Here is a 24,922-nt window from a genome sequence, read left to right as displayed (position 1 = left end):
ACCCGATACACCTTAGCAAAGCTGCAAAACTGTCCGAAAAGGTGGGACCACTTCAGCAGATCCCGCACCACCAGACGGTTGGTGGCATTATCCTCAACCACCAAAATTTTCAGGGGATTTTCTGCCTCTTCCTGATCGCTCAGGGCAGCGCCCGCAGCCAGACCGGCCTGAACAGGGGTCGCGCGCGGCAGTTCCAGGGTCACCCAGAAGGTGGATCCATCACCCTCAATGCTGTCAACGCCGATCTGGCCGCCCATCGCTTCGACGATCCGTTTGGCGATGCCCAGACCAAGGCCGGTACCCTCAGGCTGTTGGCTGTCGCCCCGATCAATCCGCACAAAATCATCGAAGATCCGCGCCACGTCTTGTTCTGCGATGCCGACGCCAGTGTCGGTGATCTGAAACTCGACCATCGCCGTGTCACCCCGCCGCCCGGCGTAGCTAACGGCCGAGACTATCACCGCGCCCTCATTGGTGAATTTCACCGCATTGCCGATCAGGTTGGTCAAAACCTGGCGCAGCCGCGCGCCATCGCCATGGAACCACCCCAGTGGGCCGGATTTATCCAGCGCGATGTGATTGCCGCGCGCCTCTGCCGCGACCTCCATCGGGCCAAGGATATCGGCCAACATCTGGTCCATATCAAAGGGCTGCGGGTTCAGCCGCACGCCGTCGGCTTCCAGCTGGGCAATGTCCAGCACGTCATTCACGTGATCCAGCAGGATCTGGCCCGAGTTGCGCAGCAGTTCAAGGTAGCGCTTCTGCTCTTCAGGTGGGGTGTCACCACTGCGGAGTAGCTCAACCAAGCCCAGAATACCGTTCAAAGGCGTGCGCATCTCATGGCTCATCACCGCAAGGAACCGGGATTTCGCCCGTTCACCGGCAAGCGCCCGATCCCGTGACGCCAACAGCGCACGGTCGGCAGCCAGACGATCCGAAATGTCGCGCAGGAAGTAGACGTAGAAGCGCTGCGTCTCAAACTCGGCCACACCCTGTGACAGCTCCACCGGCACCAAAGCGCTGCTGGCGGTCTGCAAGGTCAGCTGCACACCCGCGATGCGGCTGCCATTGGCCAGCGGCAGGTCGGCCAGCTCGCCATCCTGATCGGTCAGATAGCGGGGGAAAGGATTGCCAAGGGCGCGGGCGCGTTCGATGCCCACCAACCGTTCCGCGGCGCGGTTGAACTCAACAATATTGCCCGCATCATCGGTCACGATCAGCGCATCTGGTGAGGTAGAGATAACAGTGGCAAATCGGGCCGAGGATTGTTTGTGCTCAATCGCACGGGCCCGATGGCCCATCGATTGGCGAAAGAACAGAATGGTCGCCAGCCCAAGCGCCACAAACAGCACCATTGAGGCGATCGACAGGCGCAACAACAATCGGCTGATGTCATCCCGCTGTGCCTGACCATGCACACCGGTGAACTGATTGCCGCGCGCGATAATGCGGCGCACCAGACGTTCCCGGCCCTCCTGCATGGCCAGAATTTCCGGTAGCTTGGTATAGAACTCATCATCCGGCAGCTCGAAGTAGGGCAGGATTTCAGCCACTTCCATGCGCAATCCGGTCAGGATGCCCATGGTGCCGTATTCTTCGAACGCGCGCTGATAAAGCGCCCCGCCGTTTAGCGTTTCCAACCGGCTGAAGTAGATGTTGAAGCGACGCCGCACCTCCTGCAGCTGTTTGGCATCGGGCGCGCCTTCCTGGATGCCCAAGATCAAAGTGCGTTCAAACTTCAGGAACTCAACCTCCAACTGGGTCAGGTTCCAGATCACATTGTCATTCTGAGAGGTGCGCAAATCGTCAAGCTTGCGCGACACCTCACCCCAAATCTGCACAGACAAAGGCAGGCTGACCAAAATGACCAACCCCAAAATGGCGGACTGCACCCAGACCCCAACACTCAGGAACCGGCGCCAAGGCCCCATCGGCGACTCCTTCTCACTTATCCCTTTGACAGACTAGCCTTTTTCCAATGCAAAAGTGAGGCCCACAGCTGGGCCTGAACGGCTTTTTAGCCAATTTTGCATCCATGATGCCGCTCAAGGCAGCGCAATAATGCGGTCCAACTGCCAAATACTTGACATATATGTCAATTCTGTCTGGAACTCCGGCCCCTCGTCATAGGGGTAAACAATCCAAAGCGGGCCTTTTTCCCGTGCCGACATCAGCTTGCCATTATGGCGATAAGCGACCAGCGCCTTGCTGCCCGGGATCTCATCTGCCTGAAAATCTACCAAATATTCGTTCAGCGCTGAAAGTTCCAGCGTCCCTTCGTTGAGGCCGAGATGAGCAATCAGGTCTTCCAGCCAAACACCCTCAAAGCGCTGGACCCCTTCGGTCCAGACGGTCGAGGTTTCAAATCCAGACACCGGCAATTCCATTACCTCGCCCAGGGTCAACTCCCGCATTTCACGGCCGCTGCCATCCTCATAGGTGACCGTCATGACAATGGTTTCAGGTGTCGGATCGGCCGAGCCCGCCCACAGTGGTGCAGCAGGTCCCATCAGCGCCAACGCAGCCAAAGAAGCCATGGCGAAACGCGCTAAACCTCGTCTTGTATGTTTCATAACCTCGACCTGTCTTGTTTCTTAAAACCCAGCTTGCGGAAATTGACACAGTGCGTCTAGAGGCCTATCCAACTGTATAGGGGGAATTTTCAGGCACCGTCCCCAGGTTCAATGCATAATTTTTCTCCTCAGTGAACCAAGGGAAGCGACCGTCAAATTGACGTTCTGGTCATTTGCCCAAAGTTTTGTTTTATTGAAACGTGTTGGAATACCAAGGACCGCTTTTGCAATGACCAGAATTTTGATTGCTGACGACCACGATCTGGTGCGCGAAACCCTCGCAGCCTATCTGCGGGACATGGGGGAGCTTCATGTCGATCAGGCGTCCAATTTCCAAGAAGCCATGGCGATGATCGAAAAAACCGGCAGTTATGAACTGGTCATGCTGGACTATACGATGCCCGGCATGAAACTGCCTGAGGGCCTGCTGAAAGCGATGGAAACCAACGAAGAACTGCCCGTTGCCATTATTTCTGGCACCGCATCCCCCGACGTGGCCCGCCGGGCGCTGTCTGCCGGGGCATCGGGCTTCCTGCCCAAGACCATTGCGCCGGAAACGCTGATTTCCGCCGTGCAACATCTGCTCAATGGCGGGATTTACACGCCCCAGCATTTCTTGGATTCAGCGGAAGACAGTGCCGCCGACATTCACCTTACCCCACGGGAAATGGACGTGTTGCGCGGTATTTGCGAAGGCAAAGCCAACAAAGAGATTGCCCGCGACCTCGACGTGCAAGAGGTGACCGTCAAGCTGCATGTCAAAACGCTCAGCCGCAAACTACAGGCGCGCAACCGCACCCATGCCGCAATGATTGCCCGCGACAAGGATCTGGTCTGATCCGTTTTTGGGGCTGATCCATGCCCCTGCCCGCCGGTTACCGCGATCGCCAGCTGTCACCGCGCCTGACCCGCTCGGTTGAGGCGTTCTGGACCCATCGCGCCACCGCAACAGGCACCTCGCTGGTGCTGCCGGATGGTCGCTGTGACATTATCCTGCGTTACAACGAACTGAGCCCCTCGCCGCCACATCTGGTACTGCCCGGCCCAGCCACCCGCGCCTTTGCGGTGCCGGAACAGCCCGGCGACTGCTGGATTGGTCTGCGCCTACGCCCCTCTTACAGCCACTTGATCTGGGGCGATGGGCTGGCGGAAATGCAGGACAAATCGCTGCGACAGTCCGATGCACAGGCGATCCTGCCTGAAATCACATTGCCTACAGGGCCAGCATCTCCGCGCCAGCTGGCCCGCCTGCTACAGCAGGCGCTGTCCCCGCGGCTCAACAAGGTCCAGGCGCCCGATGTGACCGAGGTGCTGGATCTGATCCACCACAGCGGCGGGCGCCTGCCCGTGCCCCGCCTAGCAGGTCACCTGTCGCTCAGCACACGCCAGTTGCAGCGCCGCTTTGCGCACACCGTTGGCCTGTCGCCCAAAATCTATGCGCAATTGGTCCAGTTTCACCGTGCGCTACGGCTGATCCGTGACGCCTGCCTGCCGCTCAGCGCCGCGAGTTTTGAGGCAGGGTATTGCGATCAAAGCCATATGACCCGCGCCTTCAAGCGCTTCGGCGGCTTCACCCCGGCCGATTTGCCACCAAACCTGACGTTGCCCCAGTTGCACCTCGCGATTTCGCACATCGATGTCTGATTTATCCAAGAGCGCCGCGGCCCGCCCTGCTAAACTCAGCATATGAAACTTGGATACACAATCATCTACGTCGCCGATGTGCCGCAAACGGTCACATTTTACGAAACCGCCTTTGGCCTCAAATGCCGCTTCCTGCATGACAGCCAGACCTACGCTGAGATGGAGACCGGCGCCACCGCGCTGGCCTTTGCCGCCCTCGACGCGATTGAGTTGAACGGCCTTGCCGTCAGCCCCAACAGCGCCAAATCCCTCGCTGCCGCTTGGGAAATCTGCCTCGTCACGGAGGGCGTCGCGAGCGCCTACCAAACCGCGCTTGATGCAGGATGTAGCCCCGTTGTGCCTCCATCAGAAAAACCCTGGGGCCAGACGGTCGCTTATGTGCGTGACCTGAACGGCTGCCTTGTCGAACTGGCCACCCCAATCACCTAAGCAAAAAGGCGCCCCCGCAGGGCCGCCCTTTCATCTTGCTAAAAATACTCCGGAGCGCGAGGCAGCGCCTCGCTCCCTCCCTCGCATCAAGCGCGGCGGCGACGGCCACCACCACGGCGGCCACGCCCACCTTCGCCAGCATCACCGGCAGGTTTGTTGAACTTGATCCATTCTGCGCCACCCTCATCGTTGTTGGTGAGGAAGTTGGCGGCACGGATCGCCTCCATCTCTTTACCGGCACGCGGTTTGGTCGAGCCAAGGCCGAACATCTGGCAGAACGCCTCATCATCCATGTCGGCGGGCAGGATGATGCCTGCCGCTTCCACTTCGGCCTTTTTCTCGGCCAGTTTCTTCGGCCCAACAGGCAGCGCCACCGGGTTCATGATCGCTGAGGTCATGCCGGTCGCCATCGCCATCGGCAGGAAGGCATTGTTGATGCCGTGACGGTTTGGCAACCCGAAGGAGATGTTGGAGGCGCCGCAGGTGGTGTTCACACCCAGTTCATTGCGCAGACGTTTGTTCAGCTCAAACACCTGCAAACCAGCAGACCCCATTGCCCCCACAGGCATCACCAGCGGATCGACCACGATGTCATAGGCCGGAATGCCGAAATCGGCGGCGCGTTCCACAATCTTTTTGGCCACGGCAAAGCGCACTTCGGGATCTTCGGAAATCCCCGTGTCATCGTTGGAAATGGCCACCACCGGCACGTTGTATTTCTTGACCAGCGGCAGCACCAGCTCCAGCCGTTCCTCTTCACCCGTGACCGAGTTCAGCAGCGGGCGGCCTTTGGCGGCGTCCAGACCAGCCTCCAACGCGCCGGGCACGGAACTGTCGATACACAGCGGGCAATCGGTGACTTCCTGCACCTTTTCAACCAGCTGACGCATCAGGTCCGGTTCCACAAAGTTGTTGTCCGCGTAGCGCGGATCTTCGGCCATTTTGTTGGAAAACACCGCGCCCGAATTGATGTCGAGGATGGTGGCGCCAGCGGCCACCTGCGCCAGGGCATCTGCCTGCACGCGGGAAAAATCGCCCGCTTCCAGTTCCGCATTCAGGATCTTGCGGCCGGTGGGATTGATCCGTTCACCAATCACGGTGAAAGGCTGATCGAAACCAATGATCGCGGTCTTGGTCGGGGATTCTACGATGGTGCGCGTCATGGCTCTTCCTTACTGCGACACTGCGGCTTCGGCCGCGAGGTTGGCGGGCACGGCAGCAGCGCCGCCGTTGTCGATCGCCCAATTGGCGTTGGTCTTGATCCCGCCCAGCGGGAAGAAGTGCACATTGGTGATGTTGAAATCGGGGTTGGCGGCCTTGTGTGCCGCCAGTTTGGTCAACACATCGGTCGGCTCATAGGGCAGCAGCAGCTTGGTCACATCCATCGCGCGTTTCTGCAAAACCGACAGCGAAGGCCCAACACCACAGGCAATGGCAAACTTGATCAGGGTCTGCAGTTTTGCAGGCCCAGCAATGCCGATGTGGATCGGCAGGGTGATACCCTCAGCGGTCAGACGGTTGGCCCAGTCGATGATCGGATCGGCGTCAAAGGCAAACTGGGTGGCCAGCGCGATAGATGCATCGGTGCGGTCGTTGAACGCCTGTTTCCAGCGCAGCGCTTCCATCACCATTTTGTCCGATCCATCCGGGTCGATGTCTTTGTTGCCCTCAGGGTGGCCCGCCACATGCAGATGGGTGAAGCCTGCCTTGTCAAACAAGCCGGTTTCCATCAGCTGCATGGAGGAGTGGAATTCCCCCACAGGGTTCGCAACACCGCCTGCCAGCAGCAACGCCTGTTTGACGCCGGCCTCGGACTGATAGCGGTTGATCCAGTCTTCCAGCGTGGCGGCATCTTTGATGATCCGCGCCGGGAAATGCGGCATGACGTTGTAGCCGTCATCGCTGAGGCGCGCGGCGGTTTCCACCATGTCCTCAATCGGGGTGCCCCCAATGTGGGCGATGTAAACGCGGGTGCCCTCGGGCAGCAGATCGCGGAAATTGTCGATCTTGGCTGCAGTGCGCGGCATCACCTCGATCGAGTAGCCCTGCAGGAAGGCCTCCATCTGAGGGTTGACCGGATTTGTCGGGCGATCCTCCCGTTTGCGGAAATTCAGCAATGCCATCACGGCCTCCCTTATGTGTGTGATATGTGGCCAGCGCGGGGTCACCCGCGGTCCCACCCCTCATTTGCGATCAGCGCTTTGATCCGCTCCTGATCGTATTCCTCTTCCAGACGCGCGGCCTCAGCTGCGACAATCTCAGCCGGATCGCCCGCCATCTCGTAAGGATCGGCTTTGCGCCATTCCGCCAGATAGGCATCCGTGTCCGAGGCGCCGATTTTCATCGCAGCGCGGTCAATCGCCTGTTCGAACCGTTCTGCCAAAGGTTTCTTGGCGCCACGCCGCCCTTTGCCGACGATGACCTGTGCGGGAATATCGCGCCAGTAAACGATAGTGACGTCAGGCATGGGCTAAGTGATCCTTTGCAACAGTCGCGTTTGGGCGATGTGATTCCGCCGCCCCTCTCTTTCCTGCTTAAACCGGTCAAATTGCGACACTAGGCCAAATTTCGACATTCCGAGGCGGTCCTGCGACCTTGGGTGAAATTTACGCTGCCGCCGCGCCACGCCTTGCGCCGAACCGCCAGAGAGACTACCGTGGGGGTAACTCGAAATGGAGGGCGTGACTATGGCGCCCAAGCGTCCCAGAGGTGCGGGCGCATTCCCGAAACCGGTTGAGAGCCCCGCGCCCAATCCGCCGGATCCGGCTGAGCTTTATGCGGCCCTGGATCTGGGAACAAATAGCTGCCGCATGCTGATTGCCCAGCCAAAGGGCAGTCAATTTCATGTGGTGGACAGCTTTTCAAAGTCGGTGCAACTGGGCGCCGGTCTGGAAAGCACTGGACGGCTGAGTCGCGCCTCAATGGGGCGTACGGTTCAGGCGCTGCGGATCTGTCAGCAGAAACTGAAACGCCACAAGGTGCGCCGGATGCGTCTGGTCGCCACCGAAGCCTGCCGTCGCGCCAAAAACTCACGCGAATTCATCCGTCAGGTGAAACGCGAAACCGGGCTGCAGTTGGACATCATCCAACCCGAGGAAGAGGCCCGTCTGGCGGTTATCTCCTGCGCGCCCCTGGTGTCGACCAAGACCGAACAGCTGCTGGTCGTCGATATTGGCGGTGGCTCGACCGAATTGGTGTGGATCGATCTGACATCAGTGCCCAAACGCGACCGTCCCCGTTCGATCATGCGGCTGCATTCGGGGTTTCAGACCGCTGACAGCCCCTTCCCCGCCGCCAAGGTGGTGGATTGGATTTCCGTGCCGCTTGGCGTCGCAACGCTGCGCGATCAGTTCCGCGATGTCGAAGATGACGCCGCCCGCTTTGCGCTGATGAGCTGGTTTTTTGAGGAAAACCTGTCTGAGTTCTCACCCTACGCGGATGAGCAGACCCGCGAAGGGTTTCAGATCGTCGGCACCTCGGGCACGGTGACCACTGTGGCGGCCAGCCATCTGGGGCTGAAACGCTATGACCGGACCAAGGTAGACGGGCTGCGGATGACGTCAGATCAGATCGACAAGGTGATCCGCAACTACCTCAGCCTTGGCCCGCAGGGACGCCGGCGCGATCCGCGCATTGGCCAGGACCGTCAGGCGCTGATCATGTCAGGCTCCGCGATCCTGCAGGCGCTGCTGCGCTGCTGGCCGACTGATCGGTTATCCGTGGCAGATCGGGGCCTGCGCGAAGGCTTGCTCTATGCGCAGATGAGTGCGGATGGGGTACTGGAAGATGGGCCGTTCTGACCCTAGATCTGGATCAAACAGCGGGTTTTGAGCCAGAAACGCACAGAAATCACGGCAATTGCCACGATCCGCCACACACGGGCTTGGCATTTGGCGCAACTTACGCCAAACCCGCCCAAATCAGACGGACCGGGCCCAAGGCCCGCAAACAAACGCCCCGCAACAGCAGGGCAACACAGGTAAGACGATGGCCAAGAAACCCGGCAAGAAAAAATACGGCGTCGGCAAACCCGGTGCAAACAAGAACACCTCTGGCCGTGGCCAGCGGGACCTGACGGTCAAGGTGAAAACCGCGCGCGGGCGCAAGATGTCCTCAACCCTTTGGCTGCAGCGGCAATTGAACGACCCTTACGTGAAACGGGCGCAGACCGATGGCTACCGTGGCCGCGCCGCCTATAAGATCCTTGAACTGGATGACAAATACCGGTTCCTCGTGCCCGGCGCACGGGTGGTGGATCTGGGCTGCGCGCCGGGCGGCTGGTGCCAGGTGGCGGTGCCCCGCATCAACGCGCTGGGTGAGAAAAAGGGCAAAGCCGTGGGCCGGATCATCGGTGTCGACCTGCAGGAGGTTGAGCCGATCGCCGGCGCGGAAATTCACCAGCTCGACTTTATGGAAGATGACGCCGATCTGAAGGTCAAGGACTGGCTGGGCGGTCAAGCCGATGTTGTGATGTCGGACATGGCGGCGGCGTCTTCGGGGCACAAGCAGACCGACCACCTGCGCATCATCGCGCTCTGCGAAGCGGCGGCCTATCTGGCCTTTGACGTCTTGGACGAAGGCGGCACCTTTGTGGCCAAGGTTCTGGCCGGTGGTGCCGAGGGGGAATTGCAGAAGCTGCTGAAGACCAAGTTCAAAAAGGTGGTGAACGTCAAACCACCCGCGTCACGCTCTGACAGTTCTGAAAAATTTGTGGTCGCAACAGGTTTTTACGGCAATCAGGATGCCGACCCGGACGATGATCCGGATAACCCGCTGGGCTAATCCCAAGCAGCGCCCAGAAACAGACCAGACACACAAAAGGCGACCCTTTGCGGTCGCCTTTTTCATTGCCAAAATTTGGCCGGTGCTCAGAGCGCGGTTTTCTGCCAACCGGGGGCCGGCATCACGCTGGCGCTGGCCGCGCGGATCAGACTTTCGGCGGTGATATCCGTGATCGGCTCATCACTGAAGCGACGGCGGCGGTCCTGCAGATTTTGCTGACGGATCAGTTCAAACAACCGGCCATGGCGCGGCTGAAAGCTGGTTTGGGAAAACTGGAACATGGCGCGTCCTCTCACTCGACCGGATTACTGGCTCTGTCCCTTTTTAGAACGGTCAAATGTGGCGCCATTTCAGCGGATTTCGTGCAAAAGCGGGGAGATTTTGCCGTCCCCCCGCTTTTGCGCAAACTTATGCCACCTTTTGGATCAGTTCAGATCCTTGAGGATCCGCCCGTGTTTGCGGGTGTGCTGCAACAGATCACCAAAGGTCTCAATGCCGCGGGCCTCAAGCATCGGGATCAGACGGCACAGCACCTCAGCCGTGGCGCGGGCATCGCCGATCGCCGTGTGCCGCAGCGCCGATGGGATCACCACGCCAAGACGTTCGCAAAGCGCATCCACGGTGTGGGTTTCACTGGCACCGAACACAACGGCTGAGGCCAGAACCGTATCCAGCACCGGGTGCGGCCATTCCAGATTGGCGCGTTTGCCGTAGCGGTGCATGAAGGCCATATCAAACGGCGCGTTATGAGCCACCAGCACGGTGGAGCGGGCGAAGTCATGGAATTCGCGGGTCGCATCCTCAATCAGCGGGGCGTTTTGCACCATCGCATCGGTGATCCCATGCACCTTGGTGGAGGCCGCGGGGATCGGCACCAGCGGATTGACGAGGCTTTCCATCTCCTCGCCCTCCACGATCTTGTTGCGCACCACACGCACCGCGCCGATCTGCACGACCTCATCTTTGTGTGGCAGCAGGCCAGTGGTTTCGGTGTCAAACACGCAGTAGGTCAGTTCAGACAGCTTCAGATCATCCACCGAGGTGCCTTCGTTTTGCTCAAGCAATTCAAAGTCATAGATCAGCGGACGTGAAGCATCCGGCGCCAGAACCACCTCGGAGCTTTCGATGATCAACATATAGCCGGTGCCGCTGTCCAAAGGCTTCATCCGGATCTCAAAGTTCTGCCGTTTTGCAGATCCAAGCGCGCGGAAGGTCACCTCCTCGCCGGTCTGCATCAGCGTTTCCCAGGCGGCCTCAACCGCTTTGCGATCGAAGTAGTCGAAGATATCGGTGTTCAGACGGGGTGCCTGGATCTGCGCCAGAACCGCAGCGGCCTGACCGTCATAAAGCACGATCTGGTGGTTGGAGTTCACCAGGATCATCGCCAGCGGAATTTCGGTCAGCAGTTTGGTCAGCCGTTCCTTTTCCAGTTCCAGCTTCTGGGTTTTGGTGGCAATCGCCCCGGCCGTGTTCATTGAGGCCTCAATCAGCTGACGCGTCACCGCCTCGGCCGCCGGGCCCAGATCGCCAAGATATCTGGCACCCGCCATATCCATGTGGTGGTTCACACCCGCATGGGCCCCGGCCCGCATCCGCGCGGCCACGCGCTCAATGGGCTTGGCAACGTTTTCGTCAAACAGCAGCCAAATGCCCATGACCATCCCCATGAGGCCAAAGCCAGCGATAATGGCTGCCTGCGCAAAGGCGCTGATCAGATCGCCCTCCTGCGCGGCCTCATATCCAAAATAGAGCGCCAACCCAAACAGGCCGACCCCGCCCAAGCCCATCAGGGCAAAGAACAGAAAAACCCGCAAGCGAAGGCTGAGGCTTACTAACATCAAGCTGTCCCTCCACAGACAATCTTGTAAAGCCCTTCATCTGTTGCCAGAGGGGCCCAATTGGCGTTCTCAATGCCGCCATCTGCACCAAATTCTGCGCCACCCAGTTCCGCCTGCTGCGCAGCAGGGCAATCGATCAGCATCGGCACCAGCTGTACCGGCGCCCAGCGACCAAAAAATGCAACTTCCACCATATGCTGCCCTTCAAATGCATCGTTTGTACGAATGGATAGGGTGTCCACAGCCATAAAACGGCTGACATAAGGAAAAGCATAGGTCCATGGACGATAAAAAGCGCGATCTTCTACTTTTTTTGCAACTTCAAAACCGTCGGGCATGTTGTTTGCGGTGCGGTCGAACCAGCCATATTCACTGCTGATCGTGGCGGCCAGCATCGCAAGACCGGCCACAACCGGGGTCAACCAACGGGGCAAACGGCCACGTACCACCTTGTTGAGCAGCATAATACCGCCCGCCGCAGCGATCCCCGCCACAAAAGTTGCGATCAATTCCAAAAACACTTCGTCTTCTCCCCTCGTCTTCGCCCCGCTCATGGGGGTTATACCCCGCTTCGCCTCAAACGACAGCGGTCATCTTGATTTACACTTTAGCTGACGCTGCCACGGCCATGTCCCAACGCCGATTGCAGTGACTTGATCACCACAAAAGCGTTGCGCAGGTGGCTGCGTTCCAGATCGGACAGTTCTGAGGGCGCCATATAGTTGTCCGGCGCCTCACCACGCTGGATCTGGCGCGCCTGATGGGCCAGACGGTTTTCTGCGATCAGATCATAGGCATCCAACAGATCCCGCGCGCCAGAAGGTGACAGCACGCCCGCCTCCGCCGCCAATTCCAGACGGGCGCGTGTGTTGACCTGCGCGATCTGTCCCTGCAGCGCATAGACCCGCCCCATATCCACCACCGGCACCACACCGTTGTGCTTCATATCCAGCGTGTTTTTGTGCTCACCGGACCGGATCGTGGCAAAGCCCCGCAGCAACCCCAACGGTGGTGTATGTTTCAGGGAGTTGCTGACCATATGGGCCACAAAAATAGAGTTGTCGCTGGCGCGTTTCAGCGTGTCTTCCTGCAGATCCTCAAACAGGGCCTTGCTGCCGCCAATGGGGCGCAGATCAAACATGACCGAGGCCAGCATCTGCGCCTCAGGGTCCGGGGTTTTGATCCAACCGCTGAAATAGTTCCGCCAGATGCGCTGCGGCTGACACCACTGCGGGTTCGTCGCCATCATATCGCCGGGGCAATAGATGTAACCGCAGGTGTTCAGGCCATCGCAGACAAACTGCGCCAGTTCGGCGAAATAGCCCATCTGATCTGCGGTGACGTCATCATGCAGGATCATACAGTTGTCCTGATCGCTGACGCCGGTCTGTTCCTGTCGCCCCTGCGATCCACAGGCCAGCCACAGATAGGGCACCGGCGGCGGGCCCAGCTTTTCCTCAGCCAAGGCCAGCAAACGTCGGGTTGCTGTATCTGCCACGTCGGTGATCAGCCGGGTCACCACCTCATGCCGGTTTCCGGCCCCGACCAGTTGCACCAGCAGCTGCGGAATACGCGCGGTGACCTCGGCCATCTCCTCAGCCGTTGTTGCATGAGCAACCTCAGACACCAGCTCGGCCGAGCTGACCGCTTGAAACCGGGTCAGATCCGTCTGGCTGACCATGCCAACCAATTTGCGCCCTTCGCAGATCGGGATATGGCTGATGCGATGTTCCATCATCATATGCAGCACATCTGACCCAATGGCAGAAGGTGCCAGCGTCAGCGGATCGCGGGTCATAATCTCGGACACTTTACTGTCCAGCGGTCGGGCGTCGGCCAGCGCACCTGCCATATCGCGCACCGTCACGATCCCCTTCAGCCGCCCCCCGGTGGCAACGCAGAGCGAAGAGATCCGCCGGTCGCGGATCTGCTGCGCTGCCTGCTGGATCGTCACCTCAGGGGTGCAGGCCACCGGATCGCGGGTCATCAGGTCGGCCACTTTGGTCGAGGCCAGATCATCCTTCTGAACCCGTGCGCGGGAGCGGTCAAAGAACCGGCGCGCCTGTGCATTTCCGGCGATCAGTTCGGCAAAGGCCACGGCGGGCAGCAACAGGCAGGTGGTCTCTTCCAGCGCCCGGGCAGACGTCACCGCGACCCCATCGCGCAGCAGACCACGTTCCCCGAACGAGTTGCGCACCCCCAACAGGGACAGGGGCACGTCGTTTTCATCGCGCACCTCCACCTGCCCCTTGTGGATCACGTAAAGACCGGCCTGCGCTACCCCGCGCTGATAGATCTGCTGCCCTTTTTCAAAGCGCTGCCATTCAAACTGATCCAGCAGCGGCGCAAGAGCGTCCGGCTCCATCGTGTCATAGGGGTGCAGTGAGGTCAGGAAGCGATGCAGATCAGCTGTGGCCTTGGTCATCACGATCTCCGGCAATTCTGGAAACAGGCAGGTGCCCCCGCCCTATCAACCCTGGCTGCGCCACACCTTGACGCAGAACAAAAACAGCACCGGGCACGGGGGAACACGCCGGCAAAAACGCGGGCAAACACGCCACACCAGAAACAAAAACATCCCGCCCAGAACCCCGGGCGGGATGAAATGAATGGGGCACGGAGGGAGGGTGCGCCCCATTCACGGGGATCAGTGATCCTGAGCGGCACCAGCACCGCGCGGGATGCGGACGCTTTCGACCAGATCTTTGATCTCTTGCGGGGTCTCTTTGGTCATGCCGGCAACAACGTATGCAACGGTGAAGTTGATGGCTGCGCCGATGGCCCCAAAGGAGGTGGACTTCACAGTGCCCAGCAGCGGATCAGCATCGGTGAAGCTGTTGGTGCCGGGGATGAAGAGCCAGCCCTTGTGCAGGAAGATGTAGACCAGGGTGACACCCAGACCGGCCAGCATGCCAGCCACTGCGCCGGTGTTGTTGATCTTCTTCGAGAAGATCCCCATCATCAGCGCCGGGAAGATCGATGCCGCTGCCAGACCGAAGGCCAAGGCCACGGTTTGCGCTGCAAAGCCCGGAGGGTTGAGACCCAGATAGGTCGCGACGGCAATGGCCACAGCCATAGCGATCCGGGCCGACAGAAGTTCGCCCTTTTCGCTGATCTGCGGGTTGATCGAGCCTTTGATTAGGTCGTGCGACACAGCCGAGGAGATCGCCAGCAGCAGGCCCGCAGCCGTCGACAGCGCTGCTGCCAGACCACCAGCCGCGACCAGACCGATCACCCAACCCGGCAGGTTGGCAATCTCAGGGTTGGCCAGAACCAGGATGTCACGGTTGAACTTGGTCAGCTCATTGCCTTCCCAGCCTTTTTCAGCGGCCATCGCCTGAAGGTCAGCCGATTTGTCGTTGTAGTACTGGATCTGGCCGTCGCCGTTCTTGTCTTCCCAGCCCAACAGGCCGGTTTTTTCCCAGGTTGCCATCCAGGCATACTGCGGATCGTTTTCGATCTGCTCAACGCTGACTGCCTCACCCGAGATACCACCGTTCGGCCACATCATTTCGGTGATGTTCAGACGCGCCATGGCACCCACAGCCGGAGCCGTCAGATACAGCAGCGCAATGAACACCAGCGCCCAGCCTGCCGACCAACGTGCGTCAGACACTTTGGGAACGGTGAAGAAGCGCATGATGACGTGCGGCAGACCCGCGGTACCGATCATCAGCGACAGGGTGAACAGCACCATGTTGAAGGTGTCGCTCTGGTGGGCGGTGTATTCGTTGAAGCCCAGTTCTTTCACGATCGCGTCCAGTTTCGCCAGGAGCGGCTCACCGGAAGCAGCGTGATCACCAAACAGACCCAGTGCCGGGATCGGATTGCCGGTCAGCTGCAGCGAGATGAAGATCGCCGGGATGGTGTAGGCCATGATCAGCACAACGTATTGGGCCACCTGGGTGTAGGTCACACCCTTCATGCCGCCGAACACGGCGTAGGCAAACACCACACAGGCACCGATCAACAGACCAGCGGTGTTGGAAACCTCAAGGAAACGACCAAAGGCCACACCCACACCGGTCATCTGACCGATCACATAGGTGGTCGAGGCAACAATCAAACAGATCACAGCCACGATACGGGCTGTGGGGCTGTAGAAACGATCGCCGATGAATTCCGATACGGTGAACTTGCCGAACTTGCGCAGGTAAGGCGCCAGCAGCAGGGCCAGCAGAACGTAACCACCGGTCCAGCCCATCAGGAAGGTCGAGTTGTCATAGCCGGTGAAGGCAATCAGACCGGCCATCGAGATGAACGAAGCCGCCGACATCCAGTCCGCAGCGGTCGCCATACCGTTGGTGACCGGGTGCACTCCGCGGCCTGCGGCGTAAAACTCAGACGTGGACCCGGCACGGGCCCAGATCGCGATGCCGATGTAGAGCGCGAAGGACGCACCAACAAACAGCAGGTTAATGGTAAACTGATCCATAAGTCCTTACTCCTCGTCGACGCCGAATTCACGGTCCAGCTTGTTCATGCGCCAGGCGTAGTTGAAGATCAGCGCCAGAAAGACCAGGATCGATCCCTGCTGGGCAAACCAGAAGCCAAGGTCAGTGCCGCCAACGCTGATGCCAGCCAGCATCGGGCGCAGCAGAATGCCAAAGCCGAATGAAACCAGCGCCCAGATGATGAGGCTGATGTAGATGATGCGCAGGTTGGCCGACCAATAGGTCTGGTCCGAGGCCTGCGCGCTTGATGCAGTTTGTTGATCCGCCATTGCGGTCCTCCTTCTCCTCCAAGTCCGGGCTGACTGGGGCCAGCCCGAAAGCTCACGCCATTGCCGCTTGGGTAATGGCTGCAAGTTCTTTTGCGATCACGTCGATTTCCCCCATCGCATCAATGCGTTGCAGGGAACCTTTCGTGTCGTAATAGGTGATCAGCGGCGCGGTCTGGGTGTGATAGGCCTCCAGCCGGGCGCCCACGGTTTCCGCGTTGTCATCGGCACGGCGTTTGAAATCGCTGCCGCCGCATTTGTCACAGGTGCCCGCCTTTGCGGGCTGCTTGAATAGATCGTGATAGCCTTCGCCGCAGCCAGCGCAGGTGTAACGGCCCGACACACGGGTCACCATCGCGGCATCATCAACCTCAAGGCTGACGGCGGCGTTGATCCGCTGGCGGCTTTCGGCCAGCAGACCATCCAGCGCCTCGGCCTGAACCGTGGTGCGCGGGAAGCCATCTAGGATGACCCCTTTGGCGCAATCAGGTGCAGCTAGACGGTCCCGCAGGATGGCGATCACGATCTCATCACTGACCAGCCCGCCACTGTCCATCGCGGCCTTGGCGCGTTTACCCGCCTCGGTGCCTTGGGCAACCGCGTCGCGCAGCAGATCACCGGTGGACAGCTGCACCAGGCCAAACTGCTCTTCCAGCATGCGGGCCTGCGTGCCCTTCCCCGCGCCCGGAGGGCCAAGAAGGATCAGAACGGCGGGGGTGGTTTCAACGGCAACATCCATTGCGCTTACCCCTTATTCATGCGGTTTTCGATGAGGTCATCGACCACCGAAGGATCCGCCAGCGTCGAGGTGTCGCCGAGGCTGCCAAAATCATCTTCGGCAATCTTGCGCAGGATGCGGCGCATGATCTTGCCCGAACGGGTTTTCGGCAGGCCCGGCGCCCACTGGATCAGATCGGGGCTGGCAATTGGGCCAATCTCGGTCCGCACCCAGGTGCGCAGCTCTTTCTTCAGATCATCGCTAGGCTCTTCGCCATTCATCAGGGTTACGTAACAGTAGATGCCCTGCCCTTTGACGTCATGGGGATAGCCCACCACCGCAGCCTCAGCCACTTTGGCATGGGCGACCAGGGCGCTTTCCACTTCAGCGGTGCCCATCCGGTGGCCGGAGACGTTGATCACGTCATCCACACGGCCGGTGATCCAGTAATCACCATCGGCGTCGCGGCGGCAGCCGTCACCAGCAAAGTAGTAGCCTTTGTAATCGCTGAAATAGGTCTTCTCAAACCGTTCGTGATCGCCCCAGACGGTGCGCATCTGACCGGGCCAGCTGTCCGCGATGCACAGCACCCCTTCGGTGGGCACGTCGGTGATTTCCTCACCCGACTGCGGGTCCAGAACCACCGGTTTCACACCAAAGAACGGTTTCATCGCCGCGCCCGGCTTGGCTGCATGGGCGCCCGGCAACGGGGTCATCATGTGACCGCCGGTTTCGGTCTGCCACCAGGTGTCAACGATGGGGCAGTTCCCTTTGCCGACATTGTCGTTGTACCAGTTCCAGGCTTCAGGGTTGATCGGTTCGCCCACGGTGCCCAGCACCTTCAGCGACGACAGGTCATAGCTTTCAACAAACTCGGTGCCCTGCCCCATCAGCGCGCGGATCGCGGTCGGCGCGGTGTAGAACTGGTTTACCTTGTGTTTTTCACAAACCGCCCAGAAGCGACCAGCGTCCGGATAGGTCGGCACCCCTTCGAACATCAGCGTGGTGGCGCCATTGGCCAGCGGGCCGTAGATGATGTAGCTGTGGCCGGTGACCCAGCCCACATCCGCGGTACACCAGAAGATATCACCGTCTTTGTAATCAAAGACATATTCATGGGTCATCGCCGCATAGGCCAGATACCCGCCCGAGCAATGCACCACGCCTTTGGGCTGCCCGGTGGAGCCGGAGGTGTAGAGGATGAACAGCGGATCTTCGGCGCTCATCTCGGCCGGGCGGCAGTAATCATCCGCCTCCAGTGCCATTTCGTTGTAGTCAAAATCACGCCCGTCGATCCACGTGGTCTGATCACCAGTGCGCTTAACCACCAGACACTTCACTGTGTCCTTGGTGTGCAGCAATGCAGCGTCAGCGTTGGATTTCAGGGGCGTCTTGCGGCCGCCGCGGGGGGCGGTGTCAGCGGTGATGATGACCTTGGCATCACAACCGTTGATCCGCGCGGCCAGCGCGTCGGGGGAGAAGCCCGCAAAGACAATCGAATGAATGGCGCCGATCCGGGCGCAGGCCAGCATGGCATAGGCCGCTTCGGGGATCATTGGCAGGTAGATGACAACCCGGTCGCCTTTGCGCACGCCCAGTTCTTCCAGCACGTTGGCCATACGACAGACGCTGGTGTGCAGCTGTTTGTAGGTGATGTGCTGCGCGGCTTCAACGGGGTTGTCGGGTTCAAAGATGATTGCGGTCTGATCGCCCCGGGTTTCCAGATGACGATCAATGCAGTTGGCGGCCACGTTCAGGGTGCCGTCTTCGAACCATTTGATGTCAATCCTACCCGGCTCAAAGCTGGTGTTCTTTACCTTGGTATAAGGTTTGATCCAGTCCAGACGTTTGCCATGTTCGCCCCAGAAGGCGGCAGGATCAGCGATCGAGGCCGCATACATTTCTTCGTATTTCGCGGCATCAATATGCGCGTTTTCGGCGAAATCTACGGGGACAGGCACGACAGACGGGGTCTGGGTTTCTGTAGCTTGGTCAAGCGACATGCGAGGCTCCTCCCTTGAGCTATGTGACACAGCCGGTCCGGGCCTCCGTTCCCAAACAGGCAAACTGCGCGTTGATTGGGAGCATACGCAAAAATGAAAACAAATAAATAAGCACCTATTTTAGAACAAGAATTCTGTAAATAATTTTCCTCACCTCAAAACAAATTGTAAATTCGCGCATACGTCTGGGCGGACAAAGGCAAAGAAATCAACAGAATTTGCTGTCAAAAACGCGCTACGGGATTGCTGCGACGCACGGCGCAAATCTCCGTATTTTTACGGATGGCCGTCTGGAGAGGCGCCGCTGCGTCACTTCGCCTCAATAGCGGGGAGGCAATGAACACACCACTGGCTGTTCAGATCGTTGAGGCCGCGATGCGCCGGCGCGACTTTTCACAGGATTGCAGCCTATCGGTGCGTTGATTTTGGCGATAAGGTGACTTTTAAAACATTTTTATGGTCCAAACGCCGGACCGCCCTATTTCCTCTCTACACGGCCCCACACACGATCTTTGTCACACTCTTATTGATCGCTAGGACCCCATAAATGAAACACAATCGCAGCGCTGAAATTGCCGCACCGCTGGAAGGTTACGATTACAACTGGACAAACACGCCTGTGCGCTGGACCGGCGCCGCCCTTGGAGCAGAGGTCTCATTGGTGCTGGACGCCCCCCGCCTGGTGGCTGAAGCCGCATTGCAGCACGCTGTGGCGACACTACAGCAGGTGGAACAGATGTTTAACCTCTATAGCGATGACAGCCTGTTGGGGCAGCTCAACACAACGGGCCATCTGGCCAATCCACCGGCGCCCTTTCTGGACCTTTGCGATCTCGTGACCCGCGTGCATGTCGCCACCGGTGGTCTGTTTGATCCAACGATCCAACCGCTGTGGCGCAGCCTCTCTGATGGCGAAAATCCCAGCCCGGCGCGGGCTAGCGTCGGGTGGAAACATGTTGAGGTTTCCACCCGTGAAATCCGGCTGAAGCCCGGACAGAAAATCAGTTTTAACGGAATTGGACAGGGCTTTGCCACCGATCTGGTGACTGGGGCGCTGCGCACGCTTGGCATCCGTCAGGCCCTGATCCAAATCGGTGAGCTGGCGGTGATCGGCGGCCCGTTTGACCTGCGCCTTGCCCCGCCCGGCGGCTATCGCACCCGTAAGTTCACGCTGAAAGACAGCGCGATCTGCGTCTCACGCCCCCGCGCCCATCTGGTGGGCAACACCAGCCATATCTTACACCCGCAGGGCCTGCCGTTTAGTGAAAACTGGGCGATGGTTCTGTGCCAATCCACCAGTGCCAGCCTTGCCGATGCCTGTGCCACGGCCTTTACCATGATGACAAAGGTGCAAATTGAAAAAGCCCGGGATCACATTCCCGAGCTTGATCACATCACACTGATCGCAGAAGGCGGTGGAACCGTCGAACTGGGCAGCGCAACCTCAGCAGATTGAGCCGCCCAGATGATTGCATCAAACGAAGCGGTTCACGTAGTTTTCCAGGATTTCCTGCCGCCCCGAACGTGGCTCAGGGTTGATGTTTTCTGACAGCACCCGGTTGGTGATGCTTTCCAGATCGCTGGCCAGCATGTTTTTTGAGACGTCTTTTTGCCAACCGGCATAGCGATCGCTCAGCGCCTGTTCCAGCCCCCCATCTTCGATCATCGCGGCAGCCGCTTTCAGGCCACGGGCACAGATGTCCATCGCGCCAACATGGGCGGCAATCAAGTCACCGGCGTCCAGCGACTGACGGCGCAGCTTGGCGTCAAAGTTGGTGCCGCCGCTGGTGAAACCACCGGATTTCAGGATGTGGTAGTAACACAGGGCCACCTCAGGCGTGTTGTTGGGAAACTGATCCGTGTCCCAGCCCGACTGATAATCGTTGCGGTTCATATCGATCGATCCCAGCATGCCCTCGGTCGTGGCGGTGGCGATCTCATGCTCAAAGCTGTGGCCAGCCAGAATGGCATGGCCCTGTTCAAGGTTCAGCTTCACCTCATTTTCCAGACCGTATTTGCGCAGGAACCCGATGCAGGTTGCCGCGTCAAAGTCATACTGGTGCTTGGAGGGTTCCTGCGGTTTCGGCTCCACCAGAATGGCGCCTTTGAAGCCGATCTTATGTTTGTAATCGACCACCATGTTGAGGAAACGGCCCATGTGATCCAGTTCCTGGCCCATATCGGTGTTGAGCAGCGTCTCATAACCTTCACGCCCCCCCCAGAGCACGTAGTTTTCACCGCCCAGCTTATGGGTTGCGTCCATGCAGGATTTCACCGTCGCCGCCGCAAAGGCAAAGACATCGGGATCCGGGTTGGTTGAGGCGCCCGACATCCAGCGACGGTGGCTGAACATATTGGCCGTGCCCCACAAGAGCTTGGTCTTGCTGCTCTGCATCTTCTCACCGATGTAATCGGTGATCTCATTCAGGGTTGCCAGATTGTCGGCAAAGTTGCCCTGTTCGGGACGCACATCCGCATCATGCCAACAGAAAAACGGCACATTCAGCAGATCGAACATCTCAAAAGCCACATCCGCCTTCATCTTGGCGCGATCCATATCATCCTGGGGATGCCAGGGGCGAATGAAGGTCTGCCCGCCAAAGGGATCGCCACCCTCCCAGGCGAAGCTGTGCCAATAGGCGACGGCAAAGCGCAGATGATCTTCCATCCGTTTGCCCATGACCACTTCATCGGGGTTGTAGTGGCGGAAGGCCATGGGGTTGGTGCTGTCGGCACCTTCATATTTGACGGGCGCGATGCCGTCGAAAAACTGCGTGCTCATGTCACTGTCCTTGATCTCTGTGGCCCCGGACCAACTGCCCGGGGCGCAATAGGTTATTTTCAGTCGGTGGTGCTGTCCGCGGCCTCACCCGGATTTTTGCCCAGAATGATCATCGACAAGAGGTCATCATCGGTGACGTCTTCGATGTCGACGGTGCCGACCAGCGCGCCGTTTTTCATGACCGATGCGCGGTCACAGAGCTCCATCACCGCATGCACATCGTGATCGATCAGGAAGATGCCGATGCCCTCGGCCTTCAGCTGCTGGATCAGCTCGGCCACCATCTGGGTTTCATGCGGGCCCAGGGCCGCGGTCGGCTCATCCATGATCAGGATCTTGGCATTGAAATAGACCGCGCGGGCAATCGCAACCGATTGGCGCTGACCACCGGACAGAGCCGATACCGGTTCTGAGAACTTCTGGAAGTTCGGGTTCAGACGGCCCATGATCTTGCGGCACTCCGCCTCCATCGCGGCATCATCGACCAGCCCAAATGGGGTGACCAACTCACGCCCGAGGAACAGGTTTGATGCCGCATCAAGGTTATCTGCCAGCGCCAATGTCTGATAGATCGTCTCGATGTTGTGGCTGCGGGCATCGCGGGGGTTGGTGATTTCCACCTTGTCCCCGTTGATGCGGATTTCGCCGCTGTCCATGTGGTAGGCCCCAGAGAGGATCTTGATCAGCGTCGATTTACCTGCCCCGTTGTGCCCCAGAAGGCCAACAACTTCGCCGGGATGCACATCAACGCTGACGTGATCCACGGCCTTGATCCCCCCAAACGCGATGGAGATGTCTTTCATCTCAACCAACGGGGTTGCGCCCTCAGCGCGCAGTTCTTTTGCCGTTTTCATCACTTCGCCCCCAGTCGCTTGCGGTATTGGATGTCGATCAGAACGGCCAGCACCAGCACCGAGCCCACGACGATGTTCTGGAACGGCGCATCCACGCCCACCATCGCCATGCCCGACTGCAGGGCCTGCATGATCAACGCGCCCAGGATCGCCCCGTGAATGGTCCCCAGACCACCCGACAGCGCCGTGCCGCCAATCACCGCGGCCGCAATGACGCGCAGCTCATCCAAGGTGCCAATATCATTGGAGTGGTTGGCCAGACGGGCCGAGGCCACAACCGCCGACAGCGCACAGAGGAAGCCCATGAGGGCAAAGATTTTCACCGTCAGCATCCGGGTGTTGATGCCCGACAGTTCAGCCGCATCGGGGTTGCCGCCCGTGGCAAAGATGTAGCGCCCCAACCGGGTGCGCCGCGCCACCACGGTCATCACAACCGCAACCGCGATCAGGATCAGAACCGAGATTGGCAGACCATAGCCCACTTCCAGACCCTCAGGCATGGTTTCGCCTTTGGCCTCCATCATCCGTTTCAGACGGCGCGCGGGGATCAGATAAGAATTCAGCGTCCAGACCAGGCCCAGAATGGCCCCGGCGGTGATGCCGGCAATGGTCAGCTCCGCCCAAAGGGGTTTGACCGCAAAGCCATGCCCCTGACGGGCGCGGCGGCCACTCCAGAGGCCAAAGAGCGCCAGCGCAGTGGCGGCGATGCCGATGATCCAGCTCCAGGTGGTGCCCATAGTGCCGTTGATGCCACCAAAGATCAGGAAGGTCTTATCCAGCGGGCCAATGGTCTGACCATCCGTCAGATACCAGGCCACGTTGCGCCAGACGAGGAAGCCGCCAAGGGTGACAATAAAGGCCGGGATGCTCAGGTATCCGACCATCCAGCCGTGAAAGGCGCCGATCAACGTGCCCACGCCCAGACCAACCACAATGGTGATCGCCCAGGTTGCCGGGTGGTTCAGGCCAAAGCCCAGCATGTCCGGCAGCACCTGGGTCTGCACCATGGCCATGACCGCCGAACAGGTGGCCAGTAAGGCGCCAACCGACAGGTCGATGTGGCGGGTGACGATCACAAAGACCATGCCTGAGGCCATGATGGCCACCGAAACGGTTTGGATCGTCAGGTTGAAGATGTTGCGCGGCGTCAGGAAACGCCCGTCTGTCAGCAGGTTGAACCCGATGCACAGGATAATGAAAGCACCGACCATCCCCAACAGGCGCGTGTCGAGTTCCAGTTGCTGGAACAAGGAACGTTTCGCCGGGGTCTGTATCGGCTGCGTGGTGGCCTCGGCCATGACCGAACTCCAATCGTCAGCAGTGAGTTATTCGTAGGGGTGGCAGTCGGGGTGCCCTTCTTGGGGAGGACACCCCAAGATCAGTGGGAGACTGATCTTATGAAGCAATTAGGCGTGTTGGCCCCGTGACAGGGCCAACAACCTGAGGGATGGCTTTAGTTACAGGGGGCCGGGCCCGCCTCAACACCCTGGCAGAGCGCCTCTTGAGTGATCCAGCCAGCGTCGACCACAACGGACAGGTTGTCCTGCGTGATCGGGTTCGGGGCCAGGAACATCGAGGTCATGACGGTACCCGCGGGTGAGGTCCAGCTCATCGCGCCTTTGACGTCACCCAGTTCAGCGCCACCGGCAAGCTGTACGGCGATCTCACCAGCCGCTTTGCCCAGCTCACGCGCGTCTTTCCAGACCGATACGGTCTGATGGCCTTTGGCCACACGGTTCAGCGCGGCATGGTCACCATCCTGACCCGAAACCGGAATGCCTTCCATGCCCTGCGCGGTCAGCGCGGCAACAACACCACCTGCGGTGCCGTCGTTGGAGGCCACAACAGCGTCCACGCCATTGTCAGCGGCGGTCAGGATCTGTTCCATGTTGCGCTGCGCGTTGGCAGGCAGCCAGCCATCGGTGTAGGCTTCGCCGACGATCTTGATGTCGCCCGCGTCAATTGCGGCTTGCAGGATCTCCTGCTGACCACCGCGCAGGAAGTCGGCGTTCGGATCGGTGGGCGAGCCTTTGATCATGACGTAGTTGCCTTTGGGCATCGCTGCAAACACGGCCTGCGCCTGCAGACGCCCCACTTCGACGTTGTCAAAGGTCAGGTAGAAGGCACGATCGTCTTCGATCAGACGGTCATAAGCGATGACCGGAATACCTTCGTCAGCGGCAGCCTGAACAGCCGGGCCGATGGCCTGTGCGTCCTGGGCCAGGATGATCAGCGCATCAACGCCCTGAGCGATCAGGCTTTCCACATCCGACAGCTGCTTGGATGACGACGACTGCGCATCGGCCGAGATATACTCCGCACCGCCTGCTTCCAGCGCGCCAACGATCGCCGCTTCGTCGGTTTTCCAGCGCTCCTCCTGGAAGTTCGACCAGCTGACACCAACCGTCAGGTCAGCCGCCCAGGCGCCTGCGCTGCTCAGCGCCAGAACCGACGCCATCGCAATAGATTTCGCGAATTTCATTGTATTTCCTCCCGTAGATTCCAGACCCCATCAGCATTGCTACACCCCTCTTCAGGGGCGCCACGTTGGACAGGGTACGACTTAGGTGTAGCGATTA

General features: G+C 59.5%; 23 protein-coding genes. 6 read left to right on the top strand and 17 right to left on the bottom strand.

The features are described from left to right. Both TL5118_RS09795 and TL5118_RS09790 read right to left on the bottom strand, forming a co-directional pair. Window positions 1-1,931, bottom strand: a 1,931-nt coding sequence (locus tag TL5118_RS09795) for a PAS domain-containing sensor histidine kinase (RefSeq protein ID WP_058242888.1), incomplete at its 3' end; no start/stop codon positions are given. Window positions 1,932-2,045: 114 nt separating this feature from the next. Continuing rightward, window positions 2,046-2,573 (bottom strand): putative pterin-binding protein, encoded by a 528-nt coding sequence (locus TL5118_RS09790; RefSeq protein ID WP_131727432.1) that lies wholly within the window; start codon window positions 2,571-2,573, stop codon window positions 2,046-2,048. 229 nt (window positions 2,574-2,802) lie between these two features. Between TL5118_RS09790 and TL5118_RS09785 the strand changes: the two genes are divergently transcribed. From TL5118_RS09785 to TL5118_RS09775, 3 genes are read left to right on the top strand one after another with little or no spacing between them, the layout of a single operon-like run. Beyond that, the gene (locus TL5118_RS09785; protein ID WP_058242886.1) at window positions 2,803-3,411 is read left to right on the top strand and encodes a response regulator transcription factor; all 609 of its coding nucleotides are present in this window, start codon (window positions 2,803-2,805) and stop codon (window positions 3,409-3,411) included. Between the two features lie 20 nt (window positions 3,412-3,431). After that, window positions 3,432-4,217 (top strand): helix-turn-helix domain-containing protein, encoded by a 786-nt coding sequence (locus TL5118_RS09780; RefSeq protein WP_058242885.1) that lies wholly within the window; start codon window positions 3,432-3,434, stop codon window positions 4,215-4,217. Between the two features lie 42 nt (window positions 4,218-4,259). After that, window positions 4,260-4,646, top strand: coding sequence for a VOC family protein (locus TL5118_RS09775; protein WP_058242884.1), 387 nt, complete (start codon window positions 4,260-4,262; stop codon window positions 4,644-4,646). Between the two features lie 86 nt (window positions 4,647-4,732). Here the strand turns inward: TL5118_RS09775 and TL5118_RS09770 are convergent, their stop codons facing one another. From TL5118_RS09770 to TL5118_RS09760, 3 genes are read right to left on the bottom strand one after another with little or no spacing between them, the layout of a single operon-like run. Then, on the bottom strand, window positions 4,733-5,809 hold the full coding sequence (locus TL5118_RS09770) for a methyltetrahydrofolate cobalamin methyltransferase (RefSeq protein ID WP_058242883.1): 1,077 nt from the start codon (window positions 5,807-5,809) through the stop codon (window positions 4,733-4,735). Between the two features lie 9 nt (window positions 5,810-5,818). Continuing rightward, window positions 5,819-6,769: a methylenetetrahydrofolate reductase gene (locus TL5118_RS09765; RefSeq protein ID WP_058242882.1), complete on the bottom strand. Its 951-nt coding sequence runs from the start codon at window positions 6,767-6,769 to the stop codon at window positions 5,819-5,821. A gap of 41 nt (window positions 6,770-6,810) precedes the next feature. After that, a complete protein-coding gene (locus tag TL5118_RS09760; protein ID WP_058242881.1) occupies window positions 6,811-7,113 on the bottom strand; it encodes a virulence factor in 303 nt (100 codons plus the stop codon). A gap of 220 nt (window positions 7,114-7,333) precedes the next feature. On the opposite strand from TL5118_RS09760, the gene TL5118_RS09755 reads away from it, so the two are divergent. Further along, window positions 7,334-8,446 (top strand): Ppx/GppA phosphatase family protein, encoded by a 1,113-nt coding sequence (locus TL5118_RS09755; RefSeq protein ID WP_058242880.1) that lies wholly within the window; start codon window positions 7,334-7,336, stop codon window positions 8,444-8,446. A 187-nt stretch (window positions 8,447-8,633) separates the two neighbouring features. Continuing rightward, window positions 8,634-9,428 (top strand): RlmE family RNA methyltransferase, encoded by a 795-nt coding sequence (locus TL5118_RS09750; RefSeq protein ID WP_058242879.1) that lies wholly within the window; start codon window positions 8,634-8,636, stop codon window positions 9,426-9,428. A gap of 86 nt (window positions 9,429-9,514) precedes the next feature. On the opposite strand, the gene TL5118_RS09745 is transcribed toward TL5118_RS09750, so the two are convergent. From TL5118_RS09745 to acs, 8 genes are all read right to left on the bottom strand, one after another. Continuing rightward, window positions 9,515-9,709, bottom strand: coding sequence for a hypothetical protein (locus tag TL5118_RS09745; protein WP_058242878.1), 195 nt, complete (start codon window positions 9,707-9,709; stop codon window positions 9,515-9,517). 144 nt (window positions 9,710-9,853) lie between these two features. Further along, a complete protein-coding gene (locus TL5118_RS09740) occupies window positions 9,854-11,266 on the bottom strand; it encodes an exonuclease domain-containing protein (protein ID WP_058242877.1) in 1,413 nt (470 codons plus the stop codon). Beyond that, window positions 11,266-11,820: a hypothetical protein gene (locus tag TL5118_RS09735; RefSeq protein WP_242601764.1), complete on the bottom strand. Its 555-nt coding sequence runs from the start codon at window positions 11,818-11,820 to the stop codon at window positions 11,266-11,268. The genes TL5118_RS09740 and TL5118_RS09735 overlap by 1 nt, the downstream gene beginning before the upstream one ends. A 53-nt stretch (window positions 11,821-11,873) precedes the next feature. After that, window positions 11,874-13,691 carry a DUF294 nucleotidyltransferase-like domain-containing protein gene (locus tag TL5118_RS09730; protein WP_058242875.1) on the bottom strand — a complete coding sequence of 606 codons (1,818 nt, stop codon included), beginning with the start codon at window positions 13,689-13,691 and terminating at the stop codon, window positions 11,874-11,876. 222 nt (window positions 13,692-13,913) lie between these two features. Further along, on the bottom strand, window positions 13,914-15,701 hold the full coding sequence (locus tag TL5118_RS09725) for a sodium:solute symporter family protein (protein WP_058242874.1): 1,788 nt from the start codon (window positions 15,699-15,701) through the stop codon (window positions 13,914-13,916). A gap of 6 nt (window positions 15,702-15,707) precedes the next feature. Continuing rightward, window positions 15,708-15,989, bottom strand: coding sequence for a DUF4212 domain-containing protein (locus TL5118_RS09720; RefSeq protein WP_058242873.1), 282 nt, complete (start codon window positions 15,987-15,989; stop codon window positions 15,708-15,710). A 52-nt stretch (window positions 15,990-16,041) separates the two neighbouring features. Continuing rightward, the gene (locus TL5118_RS09715) at window positions 16,042-16,725 is read right to left on the bottom strand and encodes an adenylate kinase (RefSeq protein ID WP_058242872.1); all 684 of its coding nucleotides are present in this window, start codon (window positions 16,723-16,725) and stop codon (window positions 16,042-16,044) included. Between the two features lie 5 nt (window positions 16,726-16,730). After that, a complete protein-coding gene (gene acs / locus TL5118_RS09710; protein ID WP_082626215.1) occupies window positions 16,731-18,707 on the bottom strand; it encodes an acetate--CoA ligase in 1,977 nt (658 codons plus the stop codon). Window positions 18,708-19,254: 547 nt separating this feature from the next. Between acs and TL5118_RS09705 the strand changes: the two genes are divergently transcribed. Next, window positions 19,255-20,163: an FAD:protein FMN transferase gene (locus TL5118_RS09705; RefSeq protein WP_058242871.1), complete on the top strand. Its 909-nt coding sequence runs from the start codon at window positions 19,255-19,257 to the stop codon at window positions 20,161-20,163. Between the two features lie 18 nt (window positions 20,164-20,181). Here the strand turns inward: TL5118_RS09705 and xylA are convergent, their stop codons facing one another. From xylA to xylF, 4 genes are all read right to left on the bottom strand, one after another. After that, the gene (gene xylA / locus TL5118_RS09700) at window positions 20,182-21,489 is read right to left on the bottom strand and encodes a xylose isomerase (protein WP_058242870.1); all 1,308 of its coding nucleotides are present in this window, start codon (window positions 21,487-21,489) and stop codon (window positions 20,182-20,184) included. Window positions 21,490-21,548: 59 nt separating this feature from the next. Then, window positions 21,549-22,343 (bottom strand): ATP-binding cassette domain-containing protein, encoded by a 795-nt coding sequence (locus tag TL5118_RS09695; RefSeq protein ID WP_058242869.1) that lies wholly within the window; start codon window positions 22,341-22,343, stop codon window positions 21,549-21,551. Continuing rightward, window positions 22,343-23,641 (bottom strand): sugar ABC transporter permease, encoded by a 1,299-nt coding sequence (locus TL5118_RS09690; RefSeq protein WP_058242868.1) that lies wholly within the window; start codon window positions 23,639-23,641, stop codon window positions 22,343-22,345. Before TL5118_RS09690 ends, TL5118_RS09695 begins: the two co-directional genes overlap by 1 nt. A gap of 155 nt (window positions 23,642-23,796) precedes the next feature. Continuing rightward, window positions 23,797-24,825, bottom strand: a complete 1,029-nt coding sequence (gene xylF / locus TL5118_RS09685; RefSeq protein WP_058242867.1) for a D-xylose ABC transporter substrate-binding protein — start codon at window positions 24,823-24,825, stop codon at window positions 23,797-23,799. Between the last annotated feature and the right edge of the window lie 97 nt (window positions 24,826-24,922).

This window comes from Thalassovita autumnalis (assembly GCF_001458255.1).
GTDB lineage: Bacteria > Pseudomonadota > Alphaproteobacteria > Rhodobacterales > Rhodobacteraceae > Thalassobius > Thalassobius autumnalis.
Note: the sequence above shows the minus strand (reverse complement) of the source record. Positions and strands in the feature narration are given on the sequence as shown.